This is a genomic window from Alloalcanivorax mobilis (assembly GCF_002864685.1).
Taxonomy (GTDB): Bacteria; Pseudomonadota; Gammaproteobacteria; order Pseudomonadales; family Alcanivoracaceae; genus Alloalcanivorax; species Alloalcanivorax mobilis.
On the sequence record NZ_NMQZ01000018.1, the window covers coordinates 32682 to 57028 of the forward strand.

At 65.2% G+C, this 24347-nt stretch carries 21 protein-coding genes; 13 read left to right on the forward strand and 8 right to left on the reverse strand.

Annotated features, from left to right (window positions below):
• The first annotated feature begins 44 nt into the window (after positions 1 to 44).
• The 12 genes from rnr to CGS25_RS10560 all read left to right on the forward strand — a co-directional run bounded on the left by rnr (position 45) and on the right by CGS25_RS10560 (position 12713).
• Positions 45 to 2522, forward strand: coding sequence for a ribonuclease R (gene rnr / locus CGS25_RS10505; RefSeq protein WP_101675420.1), 2478 nt, complete (start codon positions 45 to 47; stop codon positions 2520 to 2522).
• Positions 2523 to 2602: 80 nt separating this feature from the next.
• Positions 2603 to 3337 carry a 23S rRNA (guanosine(2251)-2'-O)-methyltransferase RlmB gene (gene rlmB / locus CGS25_RS10510; RefSeq protein ID WP_089034603.1) on the forward strand — a complete coding sequence of 245 codons (735 nt, stop codon included), beginning with the start codon at positions 2603 to 2605 and terminating at the stop codon, positions 3335 to 3337.
• A 284-nt stretch (positions 3338 to 3621) separates the two neighbouring features.
• Positions 3622 to 3963, forward strand: coding sequence for a 30S ribosomal protein S6 (gene rpsF / locus CGS25_RS10515; RefSeq protein ID WP_089033483.1), 342 nt, complete (start codon positions 3622 to 3624; stop codon positions 3961 to 3963).
• Positions 3964 to 3986: 23 nt separating this feature from the next.
• Positions 3987 to 4274, forward strand: a complete 288-nt coding sequence (gene priB, locus CGS25_RS10520; RefSeq protein WP_269800690.1) for a primosomal replication protein N — start codon at positions 3987 to 3989, stop codon at positions 4272 to 4274.
• Positions 4275 to 4291: 17 nt separating this feature from the next.
• Positions 4292 to 4522 carry a 30S ribosomal protein S18 gene (gene rpsR / locus CGS25_RS10525; RefSeq protein ID WP_089033481.1) on the forward strand — a complete coding sequence of 77 codons (231 nt, stop codon included), beginning with the start codon at positions 4292 to 4294 and terminating at the stop codon, positions 4520 to 4522.
• 15 nt (positions 4523 to 4537) lie between these two features.
• Positions 4538 to 4990, forward strand: coding sequence for a 50S ribosomal protein L9 (gene rplI / locus CGS25_RS10530; RefSeq protein WP_089033480.1), 453 nt, complete (start codon positions 4538 to 4540; stop codon positions 4988 to 4990).
• Between the two features lie 140 nt (positions 4991 to 5130).
• Positions 5131 to 6531 carry a replicative DNA helicase gene (gene dnaB, locus CGS25_RS10535; RefSeq protein ID WP_089033479.1) on the forward strand — a complete coding sequence of 467 codons (1401 nt, stop codon included), beginning with the start codon at positions 5131 to 5133 and terminating at the stop codon, positions 6529 to 6531.
• Between the two features lie 72 nt (positions 6532 to 6603).
• Positions 6604 to 7671, forward strand: coding sequence for an alanine racemase (alr, locus tag CGS25_RS10540; protein WP_089034602.1), 1068 nt, complete (start codon positions 6604 to 6606; stop codon positions 7669 to 7671).
• 104 nt (positions 7672 to 7775) lie between these two features.
• On the forward strand, positions 7776 to 9140 hold the full coding sequence (gene radA, locus CGS25_RS10545) for a DNA repair protein RadA (RefSeq protein ID WP_101675421.1): 1365 nt from the start codon (positions 7776 to 7778) through the stop codon (positions 9138 to 9140).
• 171 nt (positions 9141 to 9311) lie between these two features.
• The gene (locus CGS25_RS10550; protein WP_101675422.1) at positions 9312 to 9959 is read left to right on the forward strand and encodes a potassium channel family protein; all 648 of its coding nucleotides are present in this window, start codon (positions 9312 to 9314) and stop codon (positions 9957 to 9959) included.
• A complete protein-coding gene (locus CGS25_RS10555; RefSeq protein WP_101675423.1) occupies positions 9956 to 11323 on the forward strand; it encodes a TrkH family potassium uptake protein in 1368 nt (455 codons plus the stop codon). The genes CGS25_RS10550 and CGS25_RS10555 overlap by 4 nt, the downstream gene beginning before the upstream one ends.
• Before the next feature lie 19 nt (positions 11324 to 11342).
• Positions 11343 to 12713 (forward strand): TrkH family potassium uptake protein, encoded by a 1371-nt coding sequence (locus CGS25_RS10560; protein WP_101675424.1) that lies wholly within the window; start codon positions 11343 to 11345, stop codon positions 12711 to 12713.
• A gap of 121 nt (positions 12714 to 12834) precedes the next feature.
• Here CGS25_RS10560 and CGS25_RS10565 read toward each other — a convergent pair whose 3' ends face one another.
• The 8 genes from CGS25_RS10565 to ettA all read right to left on the reverse strand — a co-directional run bounded on the left by CGS25_RS10565 (position 12835) and on the right by ettA (position 22334).
• The gene (locus tag CGS25_RS10565) at positions 12835 to 13254 is read right to left on the reverse strand and encodes a hypothetical protein (RefSeq protein ID WP_089033474.1); all 420 of its coding nucleotides are present in this window, start codon (positions 13252 to 13254) and stop codon (positions 12835 to 12837) included.
• On the reverse strand, positions 13254 to 14042 hold the full coding sequence (locus tag CGS25_RS10570) for a DUF547 domain-containing protein (protein WP_101675425.1): 789 nt from the start codon (positions 14040 to 14042) through the stop codon (positions 13254 to 13256). Before CGS25_RS10570 ends, CGS25_RS10565 begins: the two co-directional genes overlap by 1 nt.
• 29 nt (positions 14043 to 14071) lie before the next feature.
• The gene (gene lpdA / locus CGS25_RS10575) at positions 14072 to 16216 is read right to left on the reverse strand and encodes a dihydrolipoyl dehydrogenase (protein ID WP_101675426.1); all 2145 of its coding nucleotides are present in this window, start codon (positions 16214 to 16216) and stop codon (positions 14072 to 14074) included.
• Positions 16217 to 16347: 131 nt separating this feature from the next.
• Positions 16348 to 18675, reverse strand: a complete 2328-nt coding sequence (locus tag CGS25_RS10580) for an FdhF/YdeP family oxidoreductase (protein ID WP_101675427.1) — start codon at positions 18673 to 18675, stop codon at positions 16348 to 16350.
• Positions 18675 to 19544 (reverse strand): formate dehydrogenase accessory sulfurtransferase FdhD, encoded by an 870-nt coding sequence (gene fdhD, locus CGS25_RS10585; RefSeq protein WP_232802358.1) that lies wholly within the window; start codon positions 19542 to 19544, stop codon positions 18675 to 18677. The genes CGS25_RS10580 and fdhD overlap by 1 nt, the downstream gene beginning before the upstream one ends.
• Positions 19545 to 19675: 131 nt before the next feature.
• Positions 19676 to 19915 carry a cupin domain-containing protein gene (locus CGS25_RS10590; protein WP_089033470.1) on the reverse strand — a complete coding sequence of 80 codons (240 nt, stop codon included), beginning with the start codon at positions 19913 to 19915 and terminating at the stop codon, positions 19676 to 19678.
• Positions 19909 to 20526, reverse strand: a complete 618-nt coding sequence (locus CGS25_RS10595; RefSeq protein WP_101675428.1) for an RNA polymerase sigma factor — start codon at positions 20524 to 20526, stop codon at positions 19909 to 19911. Before CGS25_RS10595 ends, CGS25_RS10590 begins: the two co-directional genes overlap by 7 nt.
• 140 nt (positions 20527 to 20666) lie before the next feature.
• Entirely contained in the window at positions 20667 to 22334 is a 1668-nt protein-coding gene (gene ettA / locus CGS25_RS10600) for an energy-dependent translational throttle protein EttA (RefSeq protein WP_089033468.1), read from the reverse strand.
• 246 nt (positions 22335 to 22580) lie between these two features.
• On the opposite strand from ettA, the gene CGS25_RS10605 reads away from it, so the two are divergent.
• Positions 22581 to 24197 carry a methyl-accepting chemotaxis protein gene (locus CGS25_RS10605; protein ID WP_232802359.1) on the forward strand — a complete coding sequence of 539 codons (1617 nt, stop codon included), beginning with the start codon at positions 22581 to 22583 and terminating at the stop codon, positions 24195 to 24197.
• Positions 24198 to 24347: the final 150 nt, after the last annotated feature.

Genomic DNA, 24347 nt, shown 5'->3' on the forward strand with positions numbered 1-24347 from the left:
AAGCGGGCGGCGGCCTATACATATTATTTTTCAGAGGTTAATGAATGTCATCCAGGAAACGCTACAAGGATCCCCACGCGGAACGGGAAGCGGCCAACTATGAAAATCCGGTCCCCAGCCGTGAGCTGATCCTGCAAGTCCTCGACGACCAGGGCCGGCCGCTGGACCAGCATGAGCTGGCGGGGTTTCTGGACGTGGGCGAGGAAGGCGCGGTCGGCCTGGAGCGCCGTCTTAAGGCGATGCTTCGCGATGGTCAGTTGGTGGAAAACCGCAAAGGCCAGCTCGGCCTGGTGTCGCGCATGGATCTGATCCCCGGCAAGGTGCAGGGCCACCGTGATGGCTTTGGCTTTCTGATCCCCGAGGATCGCGAGCGCAAGGATCTGTTCCTGGCGCCGCGCCAGATGCAAAAGGTGATGGACGGCGACCGGGTGCTGGTGAGCGTCGAGGGCGTCAATCGCTTTGGCAAGGAAGAGGCGCGCATCGTCGAGATCGTCGAGCGCGGTACCACCGAGGTGGTCGGCCGCTATGACCGCGAAGGTGGCGTCAGCTTTATCGAGCCGGAAAACCGCCGCGCCAGCAAGGAAGTGGTGGTCGAGGACCACAACGGCCTGAACCCCAATCCGGGCGACCATGTGCGCGCCGAGATCACCCAGTACCCGTCCCGCGATCATCGCGTGCTGGTGCGTCTGGTGGAGATCATCGCCGCGCCGGATCAGCCGGGCATGGAAGTGGAAGTGGCGTTGCGCCGTTTCGAGATTCCCCACCAGTGGCCCCAGGGCGTGGAAGAGGAAGCGCGGCGTTTTGGCGCCGAGGTGCCCCACGAGGCCAAGGCCCACCGTGTCGACCTGCGCGATTTGCCGCTGGTGACCATTGACGGCGAGGACGCCCGCGACTTCGATGACGCGGTGTATGTGTCGCGCCGCCGCCGTGGCGGCTGGCGGCTGATCGTGGCGATCGCCGACGTCAGCCATTACGTGCACCCGGGCTCGGCGCTGGACAACGAAGGCCACCGCCGGGGCAATTCGGTGTACTTCCCCAATCGGGTGGTGCCGATGCTGCCCGAAGAGCTCTCCAACGGGCTGTGTTCGCTCAACCCCCACGTGGACCGGCTGTGCTTGTATTGCGACATGCTGGTGTCCGCCAACGGTCGCATTTCCCGGTTCGTGTTCCGCGAAGGGGTGATGCGCTCCCGTCACCGCCTCACCTACAACAAGGTGGGCGCGATGATCGAGGAACCGGAATCCGAGCTGGCGCAGCAGACCGTAGCCAGCCTGGACGACGACAGCATCGACACCTTGTGGGCGTTCCACGAGATGTACCTGGCGCTGCGCGCACGCCGGGAGCTGCGTGGCGCGATCGATTTCGAGAGCGATGAAAGCCGCATTCTCTACGACGAAAACCAGAAGATCCGCGACATCGTGCCGGTGGTGCGCAACGTCGCCCACGTGATGATCGAAGAGGCGATGCTGGCCGCCAACATCTGCTCCGCGCACCTGCTGGAAAAATCCGGCCTGCCGGCGTTGTATCGCAACCACGAGGCACCCAAGGAAGAGCGGCTCAGCAATCTGCAGCAGTTCCTCGGCGGTCTGGGGTTGAGCATCCCCTGGTCGGAAGGGGCGATCGGGCCGCAGGTGTTCCAGGCGCTGGGCCAGCAGATCGCCGAGCGCGCCGACCGCTCGCTGATCCAGACGATGATGCTGCGCACCATGAGCCAGGCCCGCTACGAGGCGGTCAACAAGGGTCACTTCGGCCTGGCCTACAACGCCTACACCCACTTCACCTCACCGATTCGCCGTTATCCGGATTTGCTGGTGCACCGCGCGATCCGTTATCTGATCCGCGAGGGTGGCGAGAACCCCCATGTGGACAATCCGGGTGAGCTGCCGAAGATTCCCAAGGCGAAAATTCTGCCGTACTCCGAGCAGGATATGGTGGCCATGGGCGAGCACTGCTCGATGACCGAGCGGCGCGCCGACGACGCCACCCGCGACGTGGTCCAGTGGCTCAAGTGCCAGTACATGGAAGATCATCTCGGCGAAGAGTTCGAAGGGGTGATCAGCGGCGTGGCAGCGTTCGGTCTGTTCGTGCAGATCAACGATCTGCACATCGATGGCCTTGCCCATGTCGCCAACCTGGACAGCGACTATTACCACTTCGACGACATTAATATGGCCCTGGTGGGCGAATCCTCCGGGCGGCAGTTCAGCCTGGGCGACGCGGTGGTGGTGAAGGTCGCCGGGGTGCACACCGAAGAGCGCAAGATCGATCTTGAGCTGATCAGCAGCACCCCCTCCAAACCGCGCCGCGCCGGCAAGCCCGCCGCCAAACGCGGCGGTCGCGGTGGTGGCAAGGGCGGCGGCGATAAAAAAGGCGACAAAAAAGCCGACAAAAAGCCCGCCGCCAAGGCCGCCGACGGCGCTTCCGAGCGCGATAAGCTGGCCCGTGGCGAGGTGCCTTCGGCGCGCAAGGGGCGCAGCAAGGCCAGCGGTGGCGGTGAGCGCAAAGGGCGCCGCCGTCGATGAACGCAGGCAAACCTTCAGGGCGCTCCGGTGCCCCACCGCGCGGCGCTAAGCGCGCCAAGGGCAGCCTCGCCAAACCCTTGATGTATTCGGGCATCCACGCGGTGGAATCGCTGCTGCGCCATCGCCCGGAAGGGGTGTTGGAGCTGTTTGTGCTGGACGCCCGCGCCAAGCGCGGCGACGCCCGGCTGGAGACGCTGATCGTGGCGGCCCGGGATCAGGGCATCGCGGTGCAGTTCGCCCACCGGGACGCCCTGGAAAAGCTGGCCGGCCCGCAGAACCAGGGCGTGGTGGCCCGCGCCCGGGCCCGTGAGCCGGGCTCCGACGCCGCTCTGGAAGCACTGCTTGAGCGCCGCCCGGAACCGCTGCTGCTGATTCTCGAAGGCGTCACCGACCCGCACAACCTGGGAGCCTGCCTGCGCAGCGCCGACGCCGCCGGCGTGGACGCGGTGATCGTGCCGCGCCACCACGCCGCCGGGCTGACCCCGGTGGCCTGCCGCAGCGCCGCCGGCGCCGCCGAATCCCTGCCGTATTTCGAGGTCGGCAATCTGGCCCAGTTGATCGAACGGCTGCAACAGCGCGGCATCACCGTGGCCGGCACCGCCCTGGCGCCGGGCAGCGTGTCGCTGTTCGACTACACGCCCCCCGCCGCCCTGGCCCTGGTGATGGGCGCCGAAGGCGAAGGCCTGCGCCGCCTCACCCTGGAACGCTGCGACACGCTGCTTTCGATTCCGATGGCCGGGGATGTGCAGAGTTTGAATGTGTCGGTGGCGACCGGGGTGGTGCTTTTTCATGTGCGCAGCGCGCTAGCGCGCTAGACGCCGGACGCCGGACGCCGGACGCTCAACCCGGAACAGAGCCTCTTCGTGTGTTTCCTGCGATGCTTTCAGTAAACACGGCTCACCGCTCCGATTGGGGGTTAAGCGTCCAGCGTCTGGCGTCCAGCGTCCAGCGAGCGGCCCCAGGCTCAAGGGCCGCGGGCGCGGCCCTTGAGCCTGGGGCCGCTCTAAGCTAGAATCCCCGCCCTTCCGCTGCCTCCGGGTCGCGGAACTCCTTGCCTCACCGCATCGTGCGGGAGGCTGCCAATCCGTAAGGAGCCACAATGCGTCATTACGAAGTTGTGTTCCTGGTCCATCCGGATCAGAGCGAACAAGTGCCCGCCATGATCGAGCGTTACAGCGCGATCGTTACCGATGGCAAAGGCACGATTCACCGCCTTGAAGACTGGGGCCGCCGTCAGTTGGCTTTCCCGATCAACAAGATCCACAAAGCACACTACGTGCTGCTGAACATCGAATGTGACGGCGAAACCCTCGCCGAGCTGGAAAACACCTTCCGGTTCAACGATGCCGTAATCCGTCACCTCGTGATTCGCCGTGATAAGGCCATCACCGAGCCGTCGCATCTGGCGAAATCCACCGAGAAGGAGGAGGTCGCCAGCTGATTTCCGAGCACAATCTCTGCGAACTGACCGGCGTTATCGTCACCCTTGAAAAGGTGGCGCGCTCTCCGGCCGGGGTGCCCCGCCAGCGAATCTGGCTCGAGCACCGCTCCCGGCAAGAGGAAGACGGTCACCCCCGCGATGTTCAACTGCGGATCGCCGTGGTTCTGGTGGGCAGCAAAACCGGAACGCTGAACACGGCACGCGAAGGACAGCGGGTCAGGGTGACGGGATTTCTCAGCCGCGCCGGCTACAAAGGCGACGCCCGGGACCGTTTGCAGATGATCGCGGAAACACTGGTTCTCCTGGACTGACATCGAGAGGAAATGACATGGCCCGTTTTTATCGCCGCCGCAAATTCTGCCGCTTCACCGCGGAAGGTGTTGAGTACATCGATTTCAAGGATCTCGACACCCTGAAAGCCTATATCACCGAAACTGGCAAGATCGTGCCCAGCCGTATTACCGGCACCCGGGCGCGCTATCAGCGTCAGCTGGCCAGTGCTGTCAAGCAGGCCCGCTTCCTGGCGCTGCTGCCGTACTCCGACAGCCACGACAACTAAGCCGAGGGGACCGTCATGCAAGTGATCCTGCTGGAAACCATCAAGAACCTGGGTGACCTGGGCTCCGTGGTGGACGTTCGCCCCGGTTACGGCCGCAACTTTCTGATTCCGCAAGGCAAGGCCCTGCCCGCCACCAAGGGCAACTTGGCCGAAGTGGAAACCCGTCGCGCCGAGCTTGAAAAGCACGCCTCCGAGCAGCGCTCCGGCGCCGAGGCGCGGGCCGAGAAACTGGCTGAAGCCACCGTGACCGTGCCCGCCAAGGCCGGTGACGAAGGCAAGCTGTTCGGCTCCGTCGGCACCCGTGATATCGCCGAAGCGATCTCCGAGCAAACCGGCGTGGAAGTGACCAAGGCGGAAGTGAAGCTGCCTCACGGCGCCCTGCGCCAGACCGGCGAGTACGACCTCGACCTGGCTCTGCACGCGGACGTGACCGTGACCATCAAGCTGGCCGTGGTACCGGCTGAGTAAACAGAGCCGAACGGCTCTGGTCATCGTTTGCCCCCCGGGGGGCGCGGTGACACAATCAGGGCACTGTCCGGCAGCGGACGGTGCCTTTTTTGTTTGTTCGCGGGCCCGCCCGGGCCTGCCCCCTAGCCATCGGACCCATCATGAACGAACCCCTGAGCCTGCCACTGGACGATCACCTGCCAGAGAACCTGCGCGTGCCGCCGCATTCGCTGGAAGCGGAGCAGGCGGTGCTGGGCGGCCTGCTGCTCAATAACGAGGCCTGGGACGAAGTCGCCGAGCGAGTCGGCGAAAAGGATTTCTACCGCAAGGAGCACCGCCAGATCTTCGCCGTGATCGGGCAGCTGGTGGAAGAAGAGAAGCCCTGCGATCTGGTGACCGTCTCCCAGGCGCTCACCCACCTTGGCCAGCTCGACCAGATCGGCGGCATGAGCTACCTCTCGGAACTGGCCCGCAACACCCCCAGCGCCGCCAACATCAACGCCTACTCGGACATTGTCCGCGAGCGCAGCATTCTGCGGCAGTTGATCCAGGTGTCCCACGACGTCGCGGCGATGTCATTCAACCCCAAGGGCAAGCCGTCCCTGGAGATTCTCGACAGCGCCGAAGCGGCCATCTTTGAAATCGCCGAGCAGCAGAACAAGGGCTCCGGGCCCCAGGGCATCAAGGACGTGCTCAAGCGCACCGTGGACCGCATCGACGAGCTGTACAAAAACAAGAATTCCCTGACCGGCCTGACCACCGGCTTCGAGGAATTCGACAAAATGACCGCCGGCCTGCAGCCCGCCGACATGGTGGTGGTGGCCGGGCGGCCGTCGATGGGGAAAACCACCTTCGCCATGAACCTGTGCGAAAACGTGGCGCTGAAAGCGAACAAACCGGTGCTGGTGTTTTCCATGGAAATGCCCGCCGACTCGCTGGTGATGCGGATGCTCTCTTCCCTGGGGCGCATCAATCAAAGCGCGATTCGCTCCGGGCGCCTGGAACAGGACGACTGGCCACGCATCACCTCGGCGATTCAGATGCTCAGCGAGCAGAAGTTCTTTATCGACGACACGCCGGCGCTCAGCCCGTTGGAAATGCGCGCTCGGGCGCGCCGGGTGGCGCGCGAATGCGGCGGCGAGTTAGGCGCGATCATGGTCGATTATCTGCAATTGATGCAGGTGCCGGGCTCCGACAACCGGGTCAACGAAATCTCGGAGATTTCCCGTTCCCTGAAGGGCCTGGCGAAGGAACTGAATTGCCCGGTGATCGCGCTGTCACAGCTTAACCGGTCGCTGGAACAACGCCCCAACAAGCGCCCGGTGATGTCCGACCTGCGGGAATCCGGCGCCATCGAGCAGGACGCCGACCTGATCGTGTTTCTGTACCGCGATGAGGTCTACAACAAGGAATCCACCGAGAAGGGCATTGCCGAGATCATCATCGGCAAACAGCGGAACGGCCCGATCGGCACCGTGCGCCTGGCGTTCCGGGGCGAATTCACCCGCTTCGACGACCTGGCGCCGGAGTACTATCAGCAATATTCCGGCGGCGACGAGTAGCCGCCGGACTCGCGGCAAGGAGACCCGCTTGTCCCTCCCCCTGTGTTCATCGCCCGCCCGGAGTGCCGTCTGATGCGCGGTACCGTGCTGGAATTGCGCCCCGCCGCGCTCGCCCACAACGCCCGCCGCGCCCGCGCCCTGGCCGATGGCGCCCGGGTGCTGGCGATGGTCAAGGCGAACGGTTACGGCCACGGCCTGGGGCTGGCGGCGCGGGCCATGGCCAATCAGGTCGATGGCCTGGGCGTGGCGCTGCTGGAGGAAGCCCAGGCTCTGCGTCACCTGGGGTTGGCCCACCCGTTGCTGGTGGCGGAGGGCTTCTTCGACGCCGACGAGCTGCGCCTGGCGGCGCGCCTGCACGCCGAAGTGGTGGTGCACTCGCCCTGGCAGGTGGACCTGCTGGCGGCCAACCCGGCGCCCTTGAACGTCTGGCTGAAGGTCAACACCGGCATGAACCGGCTCGGCATGGCGCCGGATCTGGCCCGCGCCCAGGCGGCGCGCCTGCGCGGCGTGCCCGGCGTTAAGTTGCTGGGGGTGATGAACCACTTTTCCTGCGCCGATCTGCACGACGACCCGCACAGCGACGCGCAGCTGGCCATGGCTGGCGCCCTGGCCCGGGAGCTGGGGGTGGCGCTCACCGCCGCCAACTCCGCCGCCCTGATCCGCTACCCCGAGGCCCGCGCCGACCGGGTGCGCCCGGGCATCATGCTCTATGGCAGTTCGCCGTTCGCCTGGCGCAGCGCCGCCGAGCTGGACCTGCGCGTCACGGAACGCTTCCGCGCCCGCCTGATCGCCATCAACCCGATCCAGGCCGGCGACAGCGTCGGCTACGGCGCCACCTGGCGCGCCGACGGCCCGGGCCGCATCGGCGTGGTGGCGGTGGGCTACGGCGACGGCTACCCGCGCCACGCGCCCAGTGGCACACCGCTGGCGGTCAATGGCCAGCGCACCCGGCTGGTGGGGCGGGTCTCCATGGACATGCTCACCGTTGACCTGAACGGCATCGACGCCCGCGTTGGCGACGAAGTGGAATTGTGGGGCGACGTGATACCGGTGGACGAAGTGGCGGCGGCGTGCGGCACGATCAGTTATGAGTTGTTTTGTCAGGTCACCGCGCGGCCGGTGAGAGTCATCGCGGAATAGCTGCAAGCCGCAAGCTTCAAGCGACAAGCAGGTCGGGCTTGCGGCTTGAAGCTTGCGACTTGTAGCTTACCACTCACAACGCACCCGCCCTTGAGGAGCTCTCCGTGGCGAAAAAGAAAACGGCGTTCGTCTGCACCGAGTGCGGTGCGGACTTTCCCAAATGGCAGGGGCAGTGCCCGGCCTGTGGCGCTTGGAATACCCTGCAGGAATTCGTGGTGGACCCGGCCACGCCCAAGACTCGGGGCGCGGAGCGCACCGGGTTCAGCGGCGAGCGGGCGGAAGTGCGCAACCTCAATGAGATCGTGCTGGAGGAAACGCCGCGCATCAGCGCCGGCATGGGCGAGCTGGACCGGGTGCTTGGTGGTGGCCTGGTGCCCGGCTCGGCGATCCTGATCGGCGGTCATCCGGGCGCTGGCAAGTCCACCTTGCTGTTGCAGGTGCTGTGCCGGCTGGCCGACAAACAACGCTGCCTGTACGTCACCGGCGAGGAGTCGTTGTCCCAGGTGGCGATGCGCGCGGACCGCCTCAAACTGCCCAAGGAGGCACTGCGCCTGGCGGCGGAAACCGACGTGGAACGCATCCTGGAGCTGGCCCACAAGGAACGGCCGCGGTTGCTGGTGGTGGATTCCATTCAGGTGATGTATCTGGCCGGGCTGCAATCGGCGCCCGGCTCGGTGGCCCAGGTGCGCGAGTGCGCCGCCGCCTTGACGCGTTTCGCCAAACAAACCGGTACCGTGTTGTTGCTGGTCGGGCACGTCACCAAGGACGGCACCCTGGCTGGGCCTAAGGTGCTGGAGCACATGATCGATTGCTCGCTGATGCTGGAGGGTTCCTCGGACGCCCGGTTCCGTACCCTGCGCGGGCTCAAGAACCGCTTCGGCGCGGTCAACGAGCTGGGCGTGTTCGCGATGACCGGCGAGGGGCTCAAGGAGGTCAAGAACCCCTCGGCGATCTTCCTCAATCGCGCCGATGACATCGCCGCCGGCTCGCTGGTGACGGTGGTCTGGGAGGGCACCCGGCCGCTGCTGGTGGAATTGCAGGCGCTGGTCGACGCCAGCCACTTCGGCAACCCGCGCCGGGTGTGCGTGGGGCTGGAAGCCAACCGCCTGGCCATGCTGCTGGCGGTGTTGCACCGCCACGGCGGCATTCAGGTCGGTGATCAGGACGTGTTCGCCAACGTGGTGGGCGGCGTCAAGGTCAGCGAAACCGCCGCCGACCTGGCGCTGGTGCAGGCGATTGTCTCCAGCTTCCGCGACCGGCCGCTGGCCCGCGACCTGGTGGTGTTCGGCGAAATCGGCCTGTCCGGCGAAATCCGCCCCGTGCCCCAGGGCCAGGAACGCCTCCACGAAGCCGTCAAACACGGCTTCCGCCGCGCCATCATCCCCAAAGCCAATTTGCCCCGGCAAATGCCCGACGGGGTGGAGGTGGTGGCGGTGAGCACGCTCGCGGAAGCGTTGGAGCAGTTGTAGCGCTGGACGCTGGACGCCGGACGCCGGACGCTAAAATCAAAACCCGGGTTTGCCAGCGTTGCGGATTTGCACTGACCGATTGCGGAGCCGCAAACAGGCTCGGCTAAGATGTTTAAAAAGCGTCAAGCGTCAAGCGTCCGGCGTCTAGCGCCACGACCAAAAGGAGTGCTCATGAAAAAACAGTTCGCGGTAATCGGCTTGGGTGGTTTTGGCGAGGCGGTGGCGGTGGAGTTGATGCGGCTGGGCCATGAGGTGCTGGGCGTGGACAACAGCGAAGACCGGGCCAATCGGCTGGCGGATAAGCTGACCCAGACGGTGATCACCGACGCCACCGACGAGGAGGCGTTGAAGGAGCTGGATCTGCATCGTTTCGACGCGGTGCTGGTGGCGATTGGCGAGAACATCGAGGCCAGCATTCTGTGCACCATGGTGGTGATCTCGCTGGAAGCGAAGGAAGTGTGGGTCAAGGCGATCACGCCGGCGGACCATCAGATTGTCGCCAAGCTGGGCGCGCACCGTATTTTCCACCCCGAGTACGAGATGGGCCTGCGCGTGGCGCAGAACATGGCGCACCCGAACATGCTCGATTACATCAGCCTGGGCGACAACTACTTCGTGATCGAAATCCGCCCCGGCGAAGTCCTTGAGGACCGCCCGCTTTCCGAGCTGAAGATCGACAAGGACGTGCGCCTGCTGGCGATCAAACATGGCCAGAGCGTGTCCCTTCATCCGCAGCCGGATCAGCGTCTGCGCCGCAACGACCACTTGGTGTTGCTGGGCGAGGAAGACGCCCTGCGGCATTTTTCCGATAACCTGTGAGAATCTGGACGCCCGATCTGCGCGGTCGCCTGGACGTGACCCTGCGGCTGTCGCGGGTGCGCCGCTACAGCCCGCCACTGGTGCTGGCGGTGAGCTTCTTTTTGCTGATTCTGATCGGCGCGCTGCTGTTGTGGCTGGGGCCGGCCAGTGAGCCGGGCATGACGCTCTGGCAGGCGCTGTTCACCGCCTGCTCCTCGGTGACCGTGACCGGCCTGGCGGTGGTCGACCTGAACGATCTTACCCTCTACGGGCAGCTGGTGATTCTGGTGCTGTTCCACCTCGGTGGGCTGGGGCTGATGACCTTCGCCGCGCTCACGGTGATGGTGCTGGGCGGCCGGCTGGGCCTGGGCGGGCAGAGGCTGGTGCGCGAAGCGATGGACCAGACCGCCCCCGGTGATGTGCTGGTGCTGGTGCGCTACGTGGCGATTCTGGCCCTGAGCCTGGAAGCGCTGGGCACGCTGGCGCTGGCCACCGTGTGGGTGCCGGAGCTGGGTTGGTGGCAAGGGCTCTGGTTCAGTTTCTTTCATGCCGCCTCGGCGTTCAACAACGCCGGCGTCAGCCTGTTGCCCGAGGGGCTTACGCCGTGGGCGGCCCACCCGCTGGTCAACCTGGTGGTCACCGGCCTGTTCATCGTCGGTGGGCTGGGCTTCACCGTGCTCACCGACCTGTGGCGAAAACGGCGTTTCTCGCGGCTGAGCCTGCACAGCAAGCTGACGCTGTCGGGCACCGCGCTGCTGGCGTTGTCGGCGTGGCTGCTGATCATGATGTTCGAATGGCAAAACGCCAACACCCTGGCGGTGCTGCCAGAGACCCAGCGGCCGTTGCTGGCCTGGTTCATGGCGGTGACGCCACGCAGCTCGGGCTTCGGTATTGTCGAGGTGAACGCGCTGAACGCCTCCAGCACCCTGCTGATCATGTTTCTGATGTTCGTCGGTGGCGGCAGCAACTCCACCGCCTCGGGCATCAAGGTGAGCACTTTCATGGTGGTGATCCTGGCCACCCGCGCCTTCCTGAAAGGCGAGCAGCAGCCCACCGCCTTCGGCCGCACGGTGGCGCTGAGTTCGGTGTTCCGCGCCTATACGGTGGTGGTGCTGAGTTTGCTGCTGGTGATGCTGGCCAACTTCCTGCTGGTGATTCTGGAGCCGGACATGAAGACCATGGACCTGATTTTCGAGGGCTTTTCGGCGTTCGGCACGGTCGGCCTTAGCCGCGGCATCACCATGGATTTGTCGATGCCCAGTCAGGCGGTGCTGATGGCGACCATGTTCGCCGGCCGCATCGGCCCTCTAGCGCTGGCGTTCTCGATGGCACGGCCACGCCGGGCCCGGGTGCGCTACACCGAAGACCAGGTACAGATCGGTTGAGCCGGTCATGTGAAGGCCAATGAGAGTCTGGCTCCCCCATCTCAAACGGCGGCTCGATGATACCCTGAGCCTCACCCAGGTCCGCCAGGCCAGCCCACCGCTGGTGCTGGCGGTGAGCTTTCTGCTGCTGATTCTGCTCGGCTCGCTGCTGTTGTGGCTGCCGGTCGCCAGCCACCGCGGCTTGAGCTATTGGCAAGCGCTGTTCACGGCCTGCTCGGCGGTCACCGTGACCGGCCTGTCGGTGGTCGATCTGGGCAGCCACATGACGCTGTTCGGGCAAGCTGTGGTGATGGGGCTGATCCAGCTCGGCGGGTTGGGGCTAATGACCTTCGCCGGGCTGTCAGTGATCGCCCTGGGCGGCCAGCTCGGCTTGCGCGGGCAAAAGCTGGTGCGCGAAGCGCTCGACCAAACCGCCCCGGGAGACATTCTGGTGATGGTACGCCACGTGGCGATGCTGGCGTTCGTGTTGGAAGCACTGGGCGCGTGCGCGCTGGCCACGGTCTGGGTGCCGCAACTGGGCTGGGGGCGAGGGCTGTGGTTCAGCCTGTTTCACTCGGTGTCGGCGTTCAATAACGCCGGCTTCGGGCTGTTGCCGGACAGCCTGACGCGCTGGGCGGGCAGCCCGGTGGTCAACCTGGTGATCACCGCGTTGCTGATCATTGGCGGGCTGGGCTTCACCGTGTTGATGGATCTGTGGCGCCGGCGCGGCTTTGCCCGGCTCAGCCTGCACAGCAAATTGACTCTGTCCGGCACGGTGATCCTGGCGTTGGGCGCCTGGGGGCTGATCATGCTGTTTGAGTGGCATAACGCCGACACCCTGGCGGCGCTGGCGCCGGCCGACCGCCCCTGGGCGGCCTGGTTCGCCGCGGTGACGCCGCGCACCGCCGGCTTCAACACCATTGATGTGGCTGGCCTCAGCGCGCCCTCCACCTTATTGACGATGTTCCTGATGTTTATCGGCGGCGGCAGCAACTCCACCGCCTCGGGGATCAAGGTGAGCACCTTCATGGTGGTGATTCTGGCCACCCGGACGTTTCTCAAAGGCGCCGCGCAGCCGGTGGCGTTTCGCCGGGCGGTGGCCATGGGCGCGGTATTCCGGGCCTACACGGTGGTGGTGTTGAGCCTGTTGCTGGTGATGCTCGCCTGCTTTCTGCTGGTGATCCTGCAGCCGCAGATGCGCCCCATGGACTTGCTGTTCGAGGGGTTTTCCGCGTTTGGCACGGTGGGGTTGAGCCGCGGTATCACCGCCGACTTGTCCATGCCCGGCCAGGCGGTGCTGATGGTGCTGATGTTCGCCGGCCGCATCGGGCCGCTGGCGCTGGCGTTTTCTCTGGCCCGCCCGCATCGCGGCAAGGTCCGCTACAGCGAGGATCAGGTGCAGATCGGGTAGCGCGGTTCGGGATACAGGATTCAGGATTCAGCGCGGGCGAGGTCGAGGGATTGCCGGCTGGCCGTGCCCGCGCCCGGGGCGTCTCCGGGATCACGGTCGGCTCGGTGAAGGCGGTAACCGATCAGCGGTTGGCGAACCGCTCGCCCTGCCACCAGCGCCAGGATTCGACCACATCAAAAAACAACGTCACGGCGGTGACCATCACCGCCAGTACCGCCAGCGCCCATTCGCCGGGTTCGATTTCGTCGGGCCCCCAGCCGCCCACCAGCCGGCTGACCAGCAACATCAGCAGGGGCACCCAGGCGATCAGCTGCGGGATCGACAGCAGCCGACTCATGCCGGCACGGTGCCAGAGCAGGGCGGCGTTGCTGGTGAGCACGAACAGGGCGGCGATGGCGATCACCCAGCCACTGACGGTGTGCAGCATGAAAAAGCCGGCGGCGTTGACCGGCACCACCACCAGCACGATCCACAGCCGTGCCCACAAAGGCAACGAGCGAATCGACAGGGTGATTTGGCGCAGCCGCTGTTCGGTGTTCATCAAGACTCCTCAAGGCGATTCAAAGACCAGTCGTACAATTCGAAGCGGATTTTAAGATCGCCCTGGTCAAGAGCGCGGCGAGCCGCCTCGGGCAGCGCCAGGGCGTCAGCGTAGCGGGCCAGAAACGCCGACAGGCTGCCGGCGGCGTCGACGAAATCCTCGTTGTACCACTCAAAAATCCGTGACACCCGCAGGGCCTGTTGCTCCGCATCGAAATAATTGCGGCTGCGATCAGAAAGAAAACGCCGCGTGCTGTCGGTGAGCTGACTGTCCAGCCGTTCGCCCTGGTAGGCCTCCGGGCGCAGCGCCGGGCAGCCCAGCGACGCGCAGTTGACCGCGAAGTGAATGCGCGGGTCCATCAGCGCCGGGTTGCCGCGGATCAGGTCGTGCTCCACTTCGTCCAGCGTGCGCTCCTTGCCCAGCAGGGTGAAAAAGCGCTGGCTCCAGGGGCCGGAAAACACCGAGCCGATGTCGCGGATCGAGTCGGGCAGGGTGTCCTGATCGAGAATCAGCTTCACGGTAAAAGCGTTGTAGGCGTTGATCAGGAACGCCAGTTGTTCGGCCTCGTCGAAGGCATTGAAGTGGGCCTGGTCCACCGCCGAGAGGCGCCCCAGGTAGCCGTCGAGTTTTTCGCGGTCGGCGCGCAGGCCGGGATAATCCACCGTCGAAGCCACGCCGCCGCGCTGCCATTGCACGTGGGCTTTAAGCAATTGGTTCCAGGCGCCGTGGTCGAACGCCTGGGCCACCGAACTGAGCAGTAATAGCGCGAATGTCAGTGTTTTTAACATAGCCGTCCTTTGTGGTGATGCTGGCCGTTTCAGCGCTGCCAGGCGTGGAAACGCTCCACCCAGCGCAGCAGCGCTTCCGGTTTGTGCGCCTTCTTCCATTCCCCGGCGGCGTATTTGTTGGCCTCCGCCAGGGTCGGGTAGATATGAATGGTGCCGAGAATTTTGTTCAACCCCAGACCATGCTTCATCGCCAACACGAATTCGGCGATCAGATCCGAGGCGGATTCGCCGACAATAGTGACGCCCAGTATCTTATCCTTGCCCTTGGCGGTCAGCACCTTAACGAAGCCCCGGTCGCTGCCGTCGGCGATGGCCCGATCCAGGTCGTCGATGCCGTAGCGGGTGATTTCGACCTCAATGCCCTGCTCGCGGGCCTGTTCCTCGTTGAGGCCGACCCGCGCCACTTCAGGATCGGTAAAGGTGGCCCAGGGAATCACCCGGTAATCCACCTTGAAGCTCTTTAAGCGCCCGAACAGGGCGTTCACCGCGGCGTACCAGGCCTGGTGCGCCGCCACATGGGTGAACTGGTAGGGGCCGGCCACATCGCCGCAGGCATAGATGTTGGGAAAGCGCGTCTGCAGCAGATCATTGACCGCCACGGTACCGTTTTTCCGCACCTCGATGCCCAGTGCTTCCAACCCCAGCCCATCGGTATTGGCGCGCCGCCCCACCGCCACCAGAACGGCGTCGAAGGGCAGCCGCAGGGTCTCGTCGTGGTGTTGCGCGTACAGCACCTTTTCGCCTTCTTCCACGGCGAATCGGGCGGCTTCGTGGTCGGTCAGCACGCGCACGCCGTCCCTTTCCAGCGCCTCGGTCACCAGCGCCGCCGCCTCCGGATCTTCGCGGGGCATCAGCCGGGGCAGCATTTCAACCTGGGTGACCTGACTGCCAAGCCGGGCGAAGCTTTGCGCCAGCTCGCAGCCAATCGGGCCGCCGCCCAGCACGATCAGCCGCCGTGGCTGGCTTTGCAGTTGCCAGAGGTTCTCCGAGGTGAGGATGTCGATCTGCTCGATGCCCGGAATCGGCGGAACCAGTGGGCGCGCTCCCGAGGCGATCACGATATTGCGGGTGGTGAGGGTTTTCTCGCCCTCGGCGGTGTCCACCGTCACCTGCCACGGCGAGGTGATGCGCGCGCTGCCCTGGACGCAATCCACGCCCAGCTCGGTGTAACGTTGCACCGAATCATGGGGCTCGATCTTTTCGATCACCTTATGAATGCGTGCCATGATCTCGGCGAAGCGAAAGGTCGGTGTGACCGAATCAAAGCCGTAGCGGCCGGCGCTGTGCTCCAGGTGCGCGATCTTGGCGCTTTTGATCAGTGCCTTGGAGGGCACGCAGCCGGTGTTCAGGCAATCGCCGCCCATCTTTTCCTTTTCGATCAGCGTTACTTTTGCTTTCACGGTGGCGGCGATGTAGGCGCTTACCAAGCCGGCGGAGCCGGCGCCGATCACCACCAGATTGCGGTCAAAGTGTTTGGGCTTTTGATGGCCCTTGTAGACCTTGCGCCGCTGCAGCACGCCCATCACCAGTTTGGCGACCCAGGGGAAAATGCCCAGCAACACGAAGGCGCCGATCAACCCCGGCGAGAGCAATCCGGAGAGGCTGTCCAGCTGCCCGATCTGGGTGCCCGCGTTCACGTACACGGCGGTGCCGGCGAGCATGCCGAGTTGGCTCACCCAATAAAAGGTGCGTGTTTTCAGGGGCGTGAGCCCCATCACCAGATTGATGACAAAAAACGGTACCACTGGAATCAGGCGCAGGCTGAACAGATAAAAAGCGCCGTCTTTTTCCACGCCCGCGTTGATTTTCTTCAGCCGCTCGGCGAAGCGCTGTTGCACCGCGTCGCGAAACACAAAGCGCGAGGCCAGGAAGGCGAGGGTGGCGCCAATGCTGGAGGCAAAGGAAATCAGCAGCAGAGCGACCCAGAAGCCGAACAAGGCGCCGCCGGCCAGGGTCATGATCGCGGCACCGGGCAGGCTCAAGGCGGTCACCAGCACGTACAGCGCGAAGAAGCCGCCCAGCACCGCGGCCGGATGATCGGCGGTGAGCGCCTGGAAGGCGCCACGCTGTGCCTTGAGGTAATCCAGGCTGAGATAGTGGCCCAGATCGAACACAAAGAACGCGGCGATCAGTGCAACGATGACCGCCAACAGCAAAAACTTCCTGGCCTGCATTCCGCCCATCCTTATTCAGAGGTTCCGTAGGAGACAGCGCCAGCGCTGACACCACCCGTGGCAAGATACCAGTGCATGGATGCAGGGTAGCGTGCTTTGTTACATCGGCGCGTCAATGGCGCGCGGCCGGTTCAGGCGATGCGTGCCGGCGCGCTGCTTTTCTCCAGACGGATGGCGATGAATTTGGAGGTCGGCGTGAAGCTGCCGTCGCCGTAGCTGTCCATCGGCACCAGTGGATTGGTCTCTGGATAGTAGGCGGCGGCCTGGCCGGCGGGCACGTCGTAGTCGAGCAGGGTGAAGTCGCGCACTCGCCGCTCCACGCCGTCGCGCCACAGCGAGATCAGGTCGATCTTGTCGCCGGGCTGGAAGCCCAGCCGGTCGATGTCGGCGCGGTTGGCGAACAGCACCTTGCGGCCATTGTGCACGCCCCGGTAGCGGTCGTTCAGGCCATAGATGGTGGTGTTGTACTGGTCGTGGGAGCGCAGCGTTTGCAGCACCAGCTCCGGTTGCGCGCCGCCGGCCAGGGTTTGCGCGTCCACCAGACTTTCCGGCAACGGGTTGGCGGCCAGCCGCGCGCGCCCGGAGGCGGTGCGCCATTGCCGTTCCCGCGCCGGGTTGCCGAGATAAAAACCGCCCGGGTGTTTGAGCCGCTCGTTGAAATTCTCGAAGCCGGGGATGGTGTCCTGGATCAGCTCACGAATGCGGTCATAGTTTTCCACCAAAGCGCTCCAGTCCACCGGGGTCTTGCCCAGGGTGGCCTCGGCGATGCCGGCGATGATCGCCGGCTCCGAACGCATCTCGGCGGACAACGGCCGAAGCTGGCCGTGGGACAAATGCACCATGGAGAACGAATCCTCCACCGTTACCCCTTGCGGGCCGCCGGCCTGCTCGTCGATGTCGGTGCGGCCCAGGCACGGCAGGATCAGCGCCTCGGTACCGCCTATCAAATGGCTGCGGTTGAGCTTGGTGCTGATCTGCACGGTCAGTTCGCAACTGCGCAGCGCCTCATGGGTGCGCGGCGTGTCCGGGGTGGCCTGGGCGAAGTTGCCGCCCAGGGCGATGAACACGTTGATTTTCTTCGCCACCATCGCCTGCAGGGTGGTAATGACGTTGTAGCCGGGCGCGCGCGGCGGCGCGAAGCCGAAGCGTTTTTCCAGGGCATCGAGCAACGCCGCTGGCGGCTCGTCGGCGATGCCCACGGTGCGGTCGCCCTGAACGTTGGAATGGCCGCGCACCGGGCACAGGCCGGCGCCCTCGCCGAATTGGCCGCGCAATAACTGTAAATTGGCGATTTCCTGAATGGTGGCCACCGAATGCTTGTGCTGGGTGATGCCCATGGCCCAGCAGATGATCACCCGCTTGCTGTCGCGGTGAATGCGCGCCGCCTGTTCCAGCACCTGGCGGGTCATGCCCGATTGCGCCTCGATCTGTTCCCAGCCGGTGGCGTCCACCTCCGCCAGGTAGTCGTCCATGCCGTCGGTGTGCTCGGCGATAAAGGCGTGATCGAACACCGGCGCGCCGTTGCCGGCCAGCGCTTCGCGGTCCCAGTGCAGCAGCCATTTCACCATGCCGCGCACCGCCGCCATGTCGCCGCCCAGACTCGGCCGGAAGTAGGCGGTGTTCAGCGGCGAGGCGCTTTGGGTGAGCATTTCCAGCGGGTCCTGCGGCGCTTGAAAGCGTTCCAGCCCGCGTTCCTTGAGCGGGTTGAACACCGCCACCTGGGCGCCGCGTTTCACCGCGTCGCGGATCGGCTCCAGCATGCGCGGGTGGTTGGTCCCCGGGTTCTGGCCGAACAGAAACAGGGCGTCGGCCTTGGCGAAATCGGCGAAAGTGACGGTGCCCTTGCCGGTGCCGATGCTTTCGCCCAGCGCCACGCCGGAGGCTTCGTGGCACATGTTCGAGCAATCCGGAAAATTGTTGGTGCCGAAGGCGCGCACGAACAATTGGTACAGATAGGCTACTTCATTGCTGGCCCGCCCGGAGGTATAGAAGCTGGCCTGGTGGGGGCTGTCCAGAGTGTTCAGGTGGCGGGCGATCAGCGCGAAGGCGTCGTCCCAGGCAATCGGTTTGTAATGGTCGCTGGCGCGGTCGTAGACCATAGGCTCGGTGAGCCGGCCCTGGAATTCCAGCCAGTAGTCGTCCTGCTTGAGCAGGTCCGCGACGCTGTATTGGTCGAAGAAGGCGGCGTCCACCCGGCGGCTGGTGGCTTCCCAGTTGACCGCCTTGGCGCCGTTTTCGCAGAACTTGATGATGCCGCCCTCGGGCGACTCGCCCCAGGCGCAGCCCGGGCAATCAAAGCCGTTGCTCTTGTTGGTTTTCACCATCGCGTAGAGGTTCTTGAACGGCTGCTTGCTCTCGAACCAATGGTCGGTGACCGCGCGCAGGGCGCCCCAACCGGCGGCCGGGCCCTTATAAGGCTTGAAGCGCAGACGGTCGGCGGGGGAATGAGGATCGCTCATCAGGATGCTCCGTGATCGCGGCACGGCGCCGGGCTGTACAGCCGCGGCCCGCCATGACGGGGTTGGTGAATCAGGTTCAGGCCGCAGCGGCGCGCGTGGCGCACGCTCAGCGACGACGGCGACGACAGGCTGACCAGGGTGCCGGCGCCCGCTCTCACGGTTTTGTGGATCAGCTCCAGGCCGCAGCGGCTGGTGATCGCCAGAAAGCCGTCGGCCGGGTCCAGGCCGGCGCGCAGGCAGGCGCCGATCAGTTTATCCAGGGCATTATGGCGGCCGATGTCCTCGCGGCACAGGCGGGTCTCGCCACGGCCATCCACATAGAGGGCGGCGTGCATGGCGCCGCTGTGGCGGGCCAGGGTCTGAGTGGCCGCGAAGCGCTCGCGCAGCCCGCCCAGATCGGCGCCGGGCGGCAACCGCGCCGGCGCGCGCCGTGGCAGCGCTGGCAGCGCCTGGTCCAGGGCTTCCACCCCGCACAGGCCGCAGCCGCCGCTGCCGGCCTGCCCCCGGCGCTGCTGTTTGAACGCGGCGAACGCACGGCTGCTCAGGGTCACCTCCGCGCGCACCGCTTCTTCGCCGATTTCCAGCTCAATGTCGTGGATCGCGCCGGCATTGTCGATCAGCCCGCTGGTCAGCGTGAAGCCGGTAATGAAGTCTTCCAGGTGCTCGGGGGTGGCCATCATCACCGCGTGGTTGAGGCCGTTATAGCTGATCGCCACCGCCGTCTCGGCGGCCATGGCGTGTTCGCCGATCACCGGGTCGCGGGCCGGGTCGGAGCCGTATTCCAGATAGTCGTAGCACGGCGTCGGGTCCGCCTGCGGCTGCTGGCTGTCGTGCTGCCCGGCGGTAAACCGGGACGGGGACGCCATCATCGATACCTCGCGAAGGGGTGGGCGCGAAAGGGCAATCAGGCCTTCAGAATAGGACGATTGTGGTATCAGGTCCAAGGTTGGTGGGGGCGACCAAAGTCTTGGGGGAGGATTGAGTTTTCAGTGTTCAGTTTTCAGGGGGGCGACTGGTCAGGGTCGAGGCGCTGTAGAACGCTGTGGGTTTGGGCGTCGTCCGCTGGGGGTGGGGCGCGGCGGTTCAGGTGGGCGGTGAGTGCGCGCAACTGGCGCAGGTAGCGGCGGCAGTGGCGGCAGATCATCAGGTGGGCGCGCAAGGCAAAGCGCTGCCCGGGGCGCAGCTCGGCGCCGTCGATCAGCCGGTCGGCGTTGTCGACCAGGTGCTTGCAGCTCAGCATTCGCCGGTCTCCTGAAAGTGGTCCACCAGTTGAAAAATGCGCGCACGGGCCCGGTGCAGCAGTACGCGCACATTGGATGCACTGACGTCCAGACTGTTACAGATGGCGTCGAAATCCATGCCTTGAATGTCGCGCAGCTGCAGCACCAGGCGCTGGTTGTCGGGCATCGCCGCCAGGTTCTTCTCCAGGCAGTGCTGCAGTTCGTCGCGGGTGAGCAGGGCGTCCGGGCCGGCCATCTCCCAGTTCAGCGGCGGCTGCCGCCAATGGCCGAAGCGGTTGAAACGGTGCGCCAGGGCGTCGTCGCCCTCGCTCTCCTGAGGGTCGAACAGCACTTCCCGGCCGGACCGGCGCAACTGCATGCGAGCCTGGTTGATGACGATGCGGGTGAGCCAGGTGAGCAGAGCGCTGCGGCCCTCGAATCGGGGCAGGGCACGGTGCGCGGCAATCCAGGCCTCCTGCACCGCCTCTTCCGCGTCCGCCGGATTCACCAGAGTACGGGCGACGGCCAGCAGGCGGTTGTGATGGGCCCGCACCAGCCGCGCGAACGCACCCCGATCGCCCGCGCGCAGGCGCTCGATGAAGTCGCTGCTCTCCAGATCCGGCTCGGTCATGATCCCTCGCGGGTTGGCGGCCCCCTCTCCCTGTCCCTCTCCCGCCAGGGGAGAGGGGACCTGTCTGAAACGCCTGCTTTAAAGCCCCTCTCCCCTCGCGGGAGAGGGGTTGGGGAGAGGGGGGGGCCGGGCTGAAGGTTTCAGACCTCGATGCGCTTGTACTTCATGCGCTTGGGCTGCAGGGCGTCATCACCAAGCTGTTTGCGACGGTACTCCTCGAACTCGGTGTAGGAGCCCTCGAACCATTCCACCTGGGCGTCGCCTTCGAACGCCAGAATGTGGGTGGCGACGCGGTCCAGGAACCAGCGGTCGTGGGAGATCACGATGGCGCAGCCGGGGAAGGCCAGCAGCGCTTCTTCCAGGGCCCGCAGGGTTTCCACGTCCAGGTCGTTGGTGGGCTCATCGAGCAGCAGTACGTTGGCGCCCTGCTTGAGCAGCTTGGCCAGGTGCAGCCGGTTGCGCTCGCCGCCGGAAAGATCGCCGACCCGCTTCTGCTGGTCGCCGCCCTTGAAGTTGAAGCGGCCCAAATAAGCGCGGCTGGGCACTTCGTAGTTGCCGATCTTGAGAATGTCGTTGCCGTCGGACACTTCTTCCCAAACGGTCTTTTTGCCGTCCAGGTCTTCGCGGCTCTGGTCCACGTAGGCGAGTTGTACGGTGTCGCCGGTGTCGATGTTGCCGGAATCCGGGGTCTCTTCGCCGGCCAGCATGCGGAACAGAGTAGTCTTACCGGCGCCGTTGGGGCCGATGATGCCGACGATGGCGCCGCGTGGCACCGTGAAGCTCAGGTCTTCATAGAGCAGCTTGTCGTCGAAATGCTTGGCGACGCCGTTGATCTCGAACACCTTCTCGCCGAGGCGCTCGCCCGGCGGAATGTACAGCTCCTGGGTCTCGTTGCGCTTCTGGAATTCCTGGCTGGCCAGTTCCTCGAAGGCGCTGACCCGGGCCTTGTTCTTGGCGCGCCGGCCCTTGGGGTTCTGGCGGACCCATTCCAGTTCTTTTTCCACGGTTTTGCGGTGGGCGCTCTCGGATTTGGCTTCCTGCTCCAGGCGTTGCTCTTTCTGTTCCAGCCAGGAGGAGTAATTGCCCTTCCAGGGAATGCCCTCGCCCCGGTCCAGTTCCAGAATCCACTCGCAGGAGTTGTCCAGGAAGTAGCGGTCGTGGGTCACCGCCACCACGGTGCCGGGGAATTCGTGCAGGAAGCGCTCAAGCCAGGCCACCGATTCCGCGTCCAGGTGGTTGGTGGGCTCATCCAGCAGCAGCATGTCCGGGGCGCTCATCACCAGCCGGCACAGCGCCACCCGGCGCCGTTCACCGCCGGACAGGGTTTTCACCGCGGCGTCCCAGGGCGGCAGCCGCAGGGCATCGGCGGCGATGTCCAGCTTACGCTCCATGTTGTGGGCGTCGGCGGTCTCGATGATCGCTTCCAGCCGGCCCTGTTCCTCGGCCAGCTTGTCGAAATCGGCGCCTTCCTCGGCGTAGGCGGCGTACACCTCTTCCAGGCGGGTCTGGGCGTTGCGGATCTCGGCGAGTGCCTCTTCGACGATCTCGCGCACGTTTTTGTCCGGGTCCAGTTCCGGTTCCTGGGGCAGGTAGCCGATATTGATGCCCGGCTGAGGCCGCGCCTCGCCCAGGTAATCCTTATCGACCCCGGCCATGATGCGCAGCAGGGTGGATTTACCGGAACCGTTGAGGCCCAGCACGCCGATTTTGGCGCCCGGGAAGAAGGACAACGAGATGTCCTTGAGAATCTGTTTCTTGGGCGGGACAACCTTGCCCACCTTATCCATGGTGAAGATGTATTGAGACATAAAAAGCGTTTGCCTGAATGCAATGGAGGCCCCGGGAACCGGGGCGGGCGAGGTTTCCTAAACTAACCGAAGCCGGGGCGCGATGAAAGTCCAGGGCCATTGAACGGGGCCCGCCAGGCTCAAGATCCCCTGGCCCTGGCCGATAACCTCGCCGAATCCTTTTAGGGGCGTCTTTGCCCCTTCCTATGCGTCGACCGGGAGTGGCTGAGAGTGCGGAATGTGTTGCGGAAACTGAATCGAATCAATGTGAAGTACGCGATTGCCTTTATCGGCGTGGCGTTGTCTCTGGGGCTGGTGGTGGTGGCCAACGTGGTGTTGGTCAATACCGTGCAGCAACGCATGGACGACTTCAGTGACACCTTTAATCAGGCCACCCGGGTGATCCTTAACGGCGACCGTGACCTCTATCAGGCGCGCCTGGCGGAAACCGACTACCTGCGAGGCGTGCCCGGCATGCCCGAGGCGGAAGCGTCCCTGGCGGACTATAAAGAGAACGCCGGACAGGCCCGTGAGCGCCTGGAGCGCTTCGCCGACCTGATGAAAGGCTACCCCGACGTGCTGGCGCCGCTGGCGGAATTCCCGGCCCTGTTCGCCGCCTGGCAGGAAGCCTCGCAGCGCACCTTCAGCCTCTACGACGCGGTGCAGGTCACCGAGGCGATGGATCAGATCGGTGGTGAATCCAACGACACCTTTCTGGCCCTGCGCCAGGTCTACGAGGAGGCCGGCAATGCCCTGGAAGTGGCCGCCGATGAGCTGCAGGCCAGCACCGCCGCCCAGGTGCGCGCCCAGCGCATCGCGGTGACCGCGTTCGCCGCCATTGTTGGCCTGATCGCCGTGGCCATTGCCTTGATCGGCCCGCACCTGATGTCCAAGGCGATCCGCCAGATCACCCGGCGTATCCGCGAAATCACCGACGGCGACGGCGACCTGACCGCCCGCATCGACAGCCCGCGCAACGACGAAATCGGCGATCTCGCCCGGCAGTTCAACGGCTTTATCAGCCGCATCGACGACACCCTGCAGCAGGTCAAGAGCAGCACCGTGACGGTCAGCACCGCCTCCGGCGAGATTGCCCGCAGCAGCCAGGATCTGGCCTCGCGCACCGAGCAGACCGCCGCTAATCTGCAAGAGACCTCCGCGTCCATGGAGCAGATCACCACCACCGTGGGCCACACCTCCGACGCCACCCGCGAAGCCAACGAGCTGGCGCTTTCCACCGTGGAGGTGGCGCGCCGTGGCCACGCCGCCATGCGCGACGTGGAAAGCACCATGGCGCGCATCAGCGCCTCCTCGGCGCAGATCAAGGAGATCATCACGCTGATCGATGGCATCGCTTTCCAGACCAATATTCTGGCGCTGAACGCCTCGGTGGAAGCGGCCCGTGCCGGCGAGCATGGCCGGGGTTTCGCGGTGGTGGCCCAGGAAGTGCGCACCCTGGCCGGGCGCTCCGCGGACGCCTCCCGGGACATCCGCGAGCTGGTCGACAACTCGGTGGCGAGCAGCGAATCCGGCGCCACCCTGGTCACCAGCACCGGCCGCACCATGGAGGAAATCGTCAGCGGCATTGAGCGGGTTACCAAGGTGATTGGTGAAATCAGTGCCGGTGCCCGCGAGCAGAGCACTGGCATCGGCCAGGTCAATACGGCGGTCGCGGAGCTCGATCAAATGACCCAGGACAACGCCACCGTGGTGGAGCAAACCAACCGCGCCGCCGAAGACATGCGCCTGCAGGCCGAGCGCCTCAGCGCCCTGGTGGCCGGCTTCCGGCTCAGCGGCGAACAGGCCGGCGAGCCGGCCGAAGGGTTGCGGCTGGTGGCGTCCCGGGAAGAGCCGGTGTTCGCCGATCACCGGATCAGCGCCTGAACGACGCCCGGCCCGCGCGCCCATCCGATGAGCCGCGTTCACCGGATTGATGAACCGGCTTCATGTGCCAAAGCGCCTGCTTTTGGGTAGAATACGCGGCCTCAGACGCCGCCGGTGGCGCCCGCTTCGGGCCGCCGGCGGCCGGGCCTT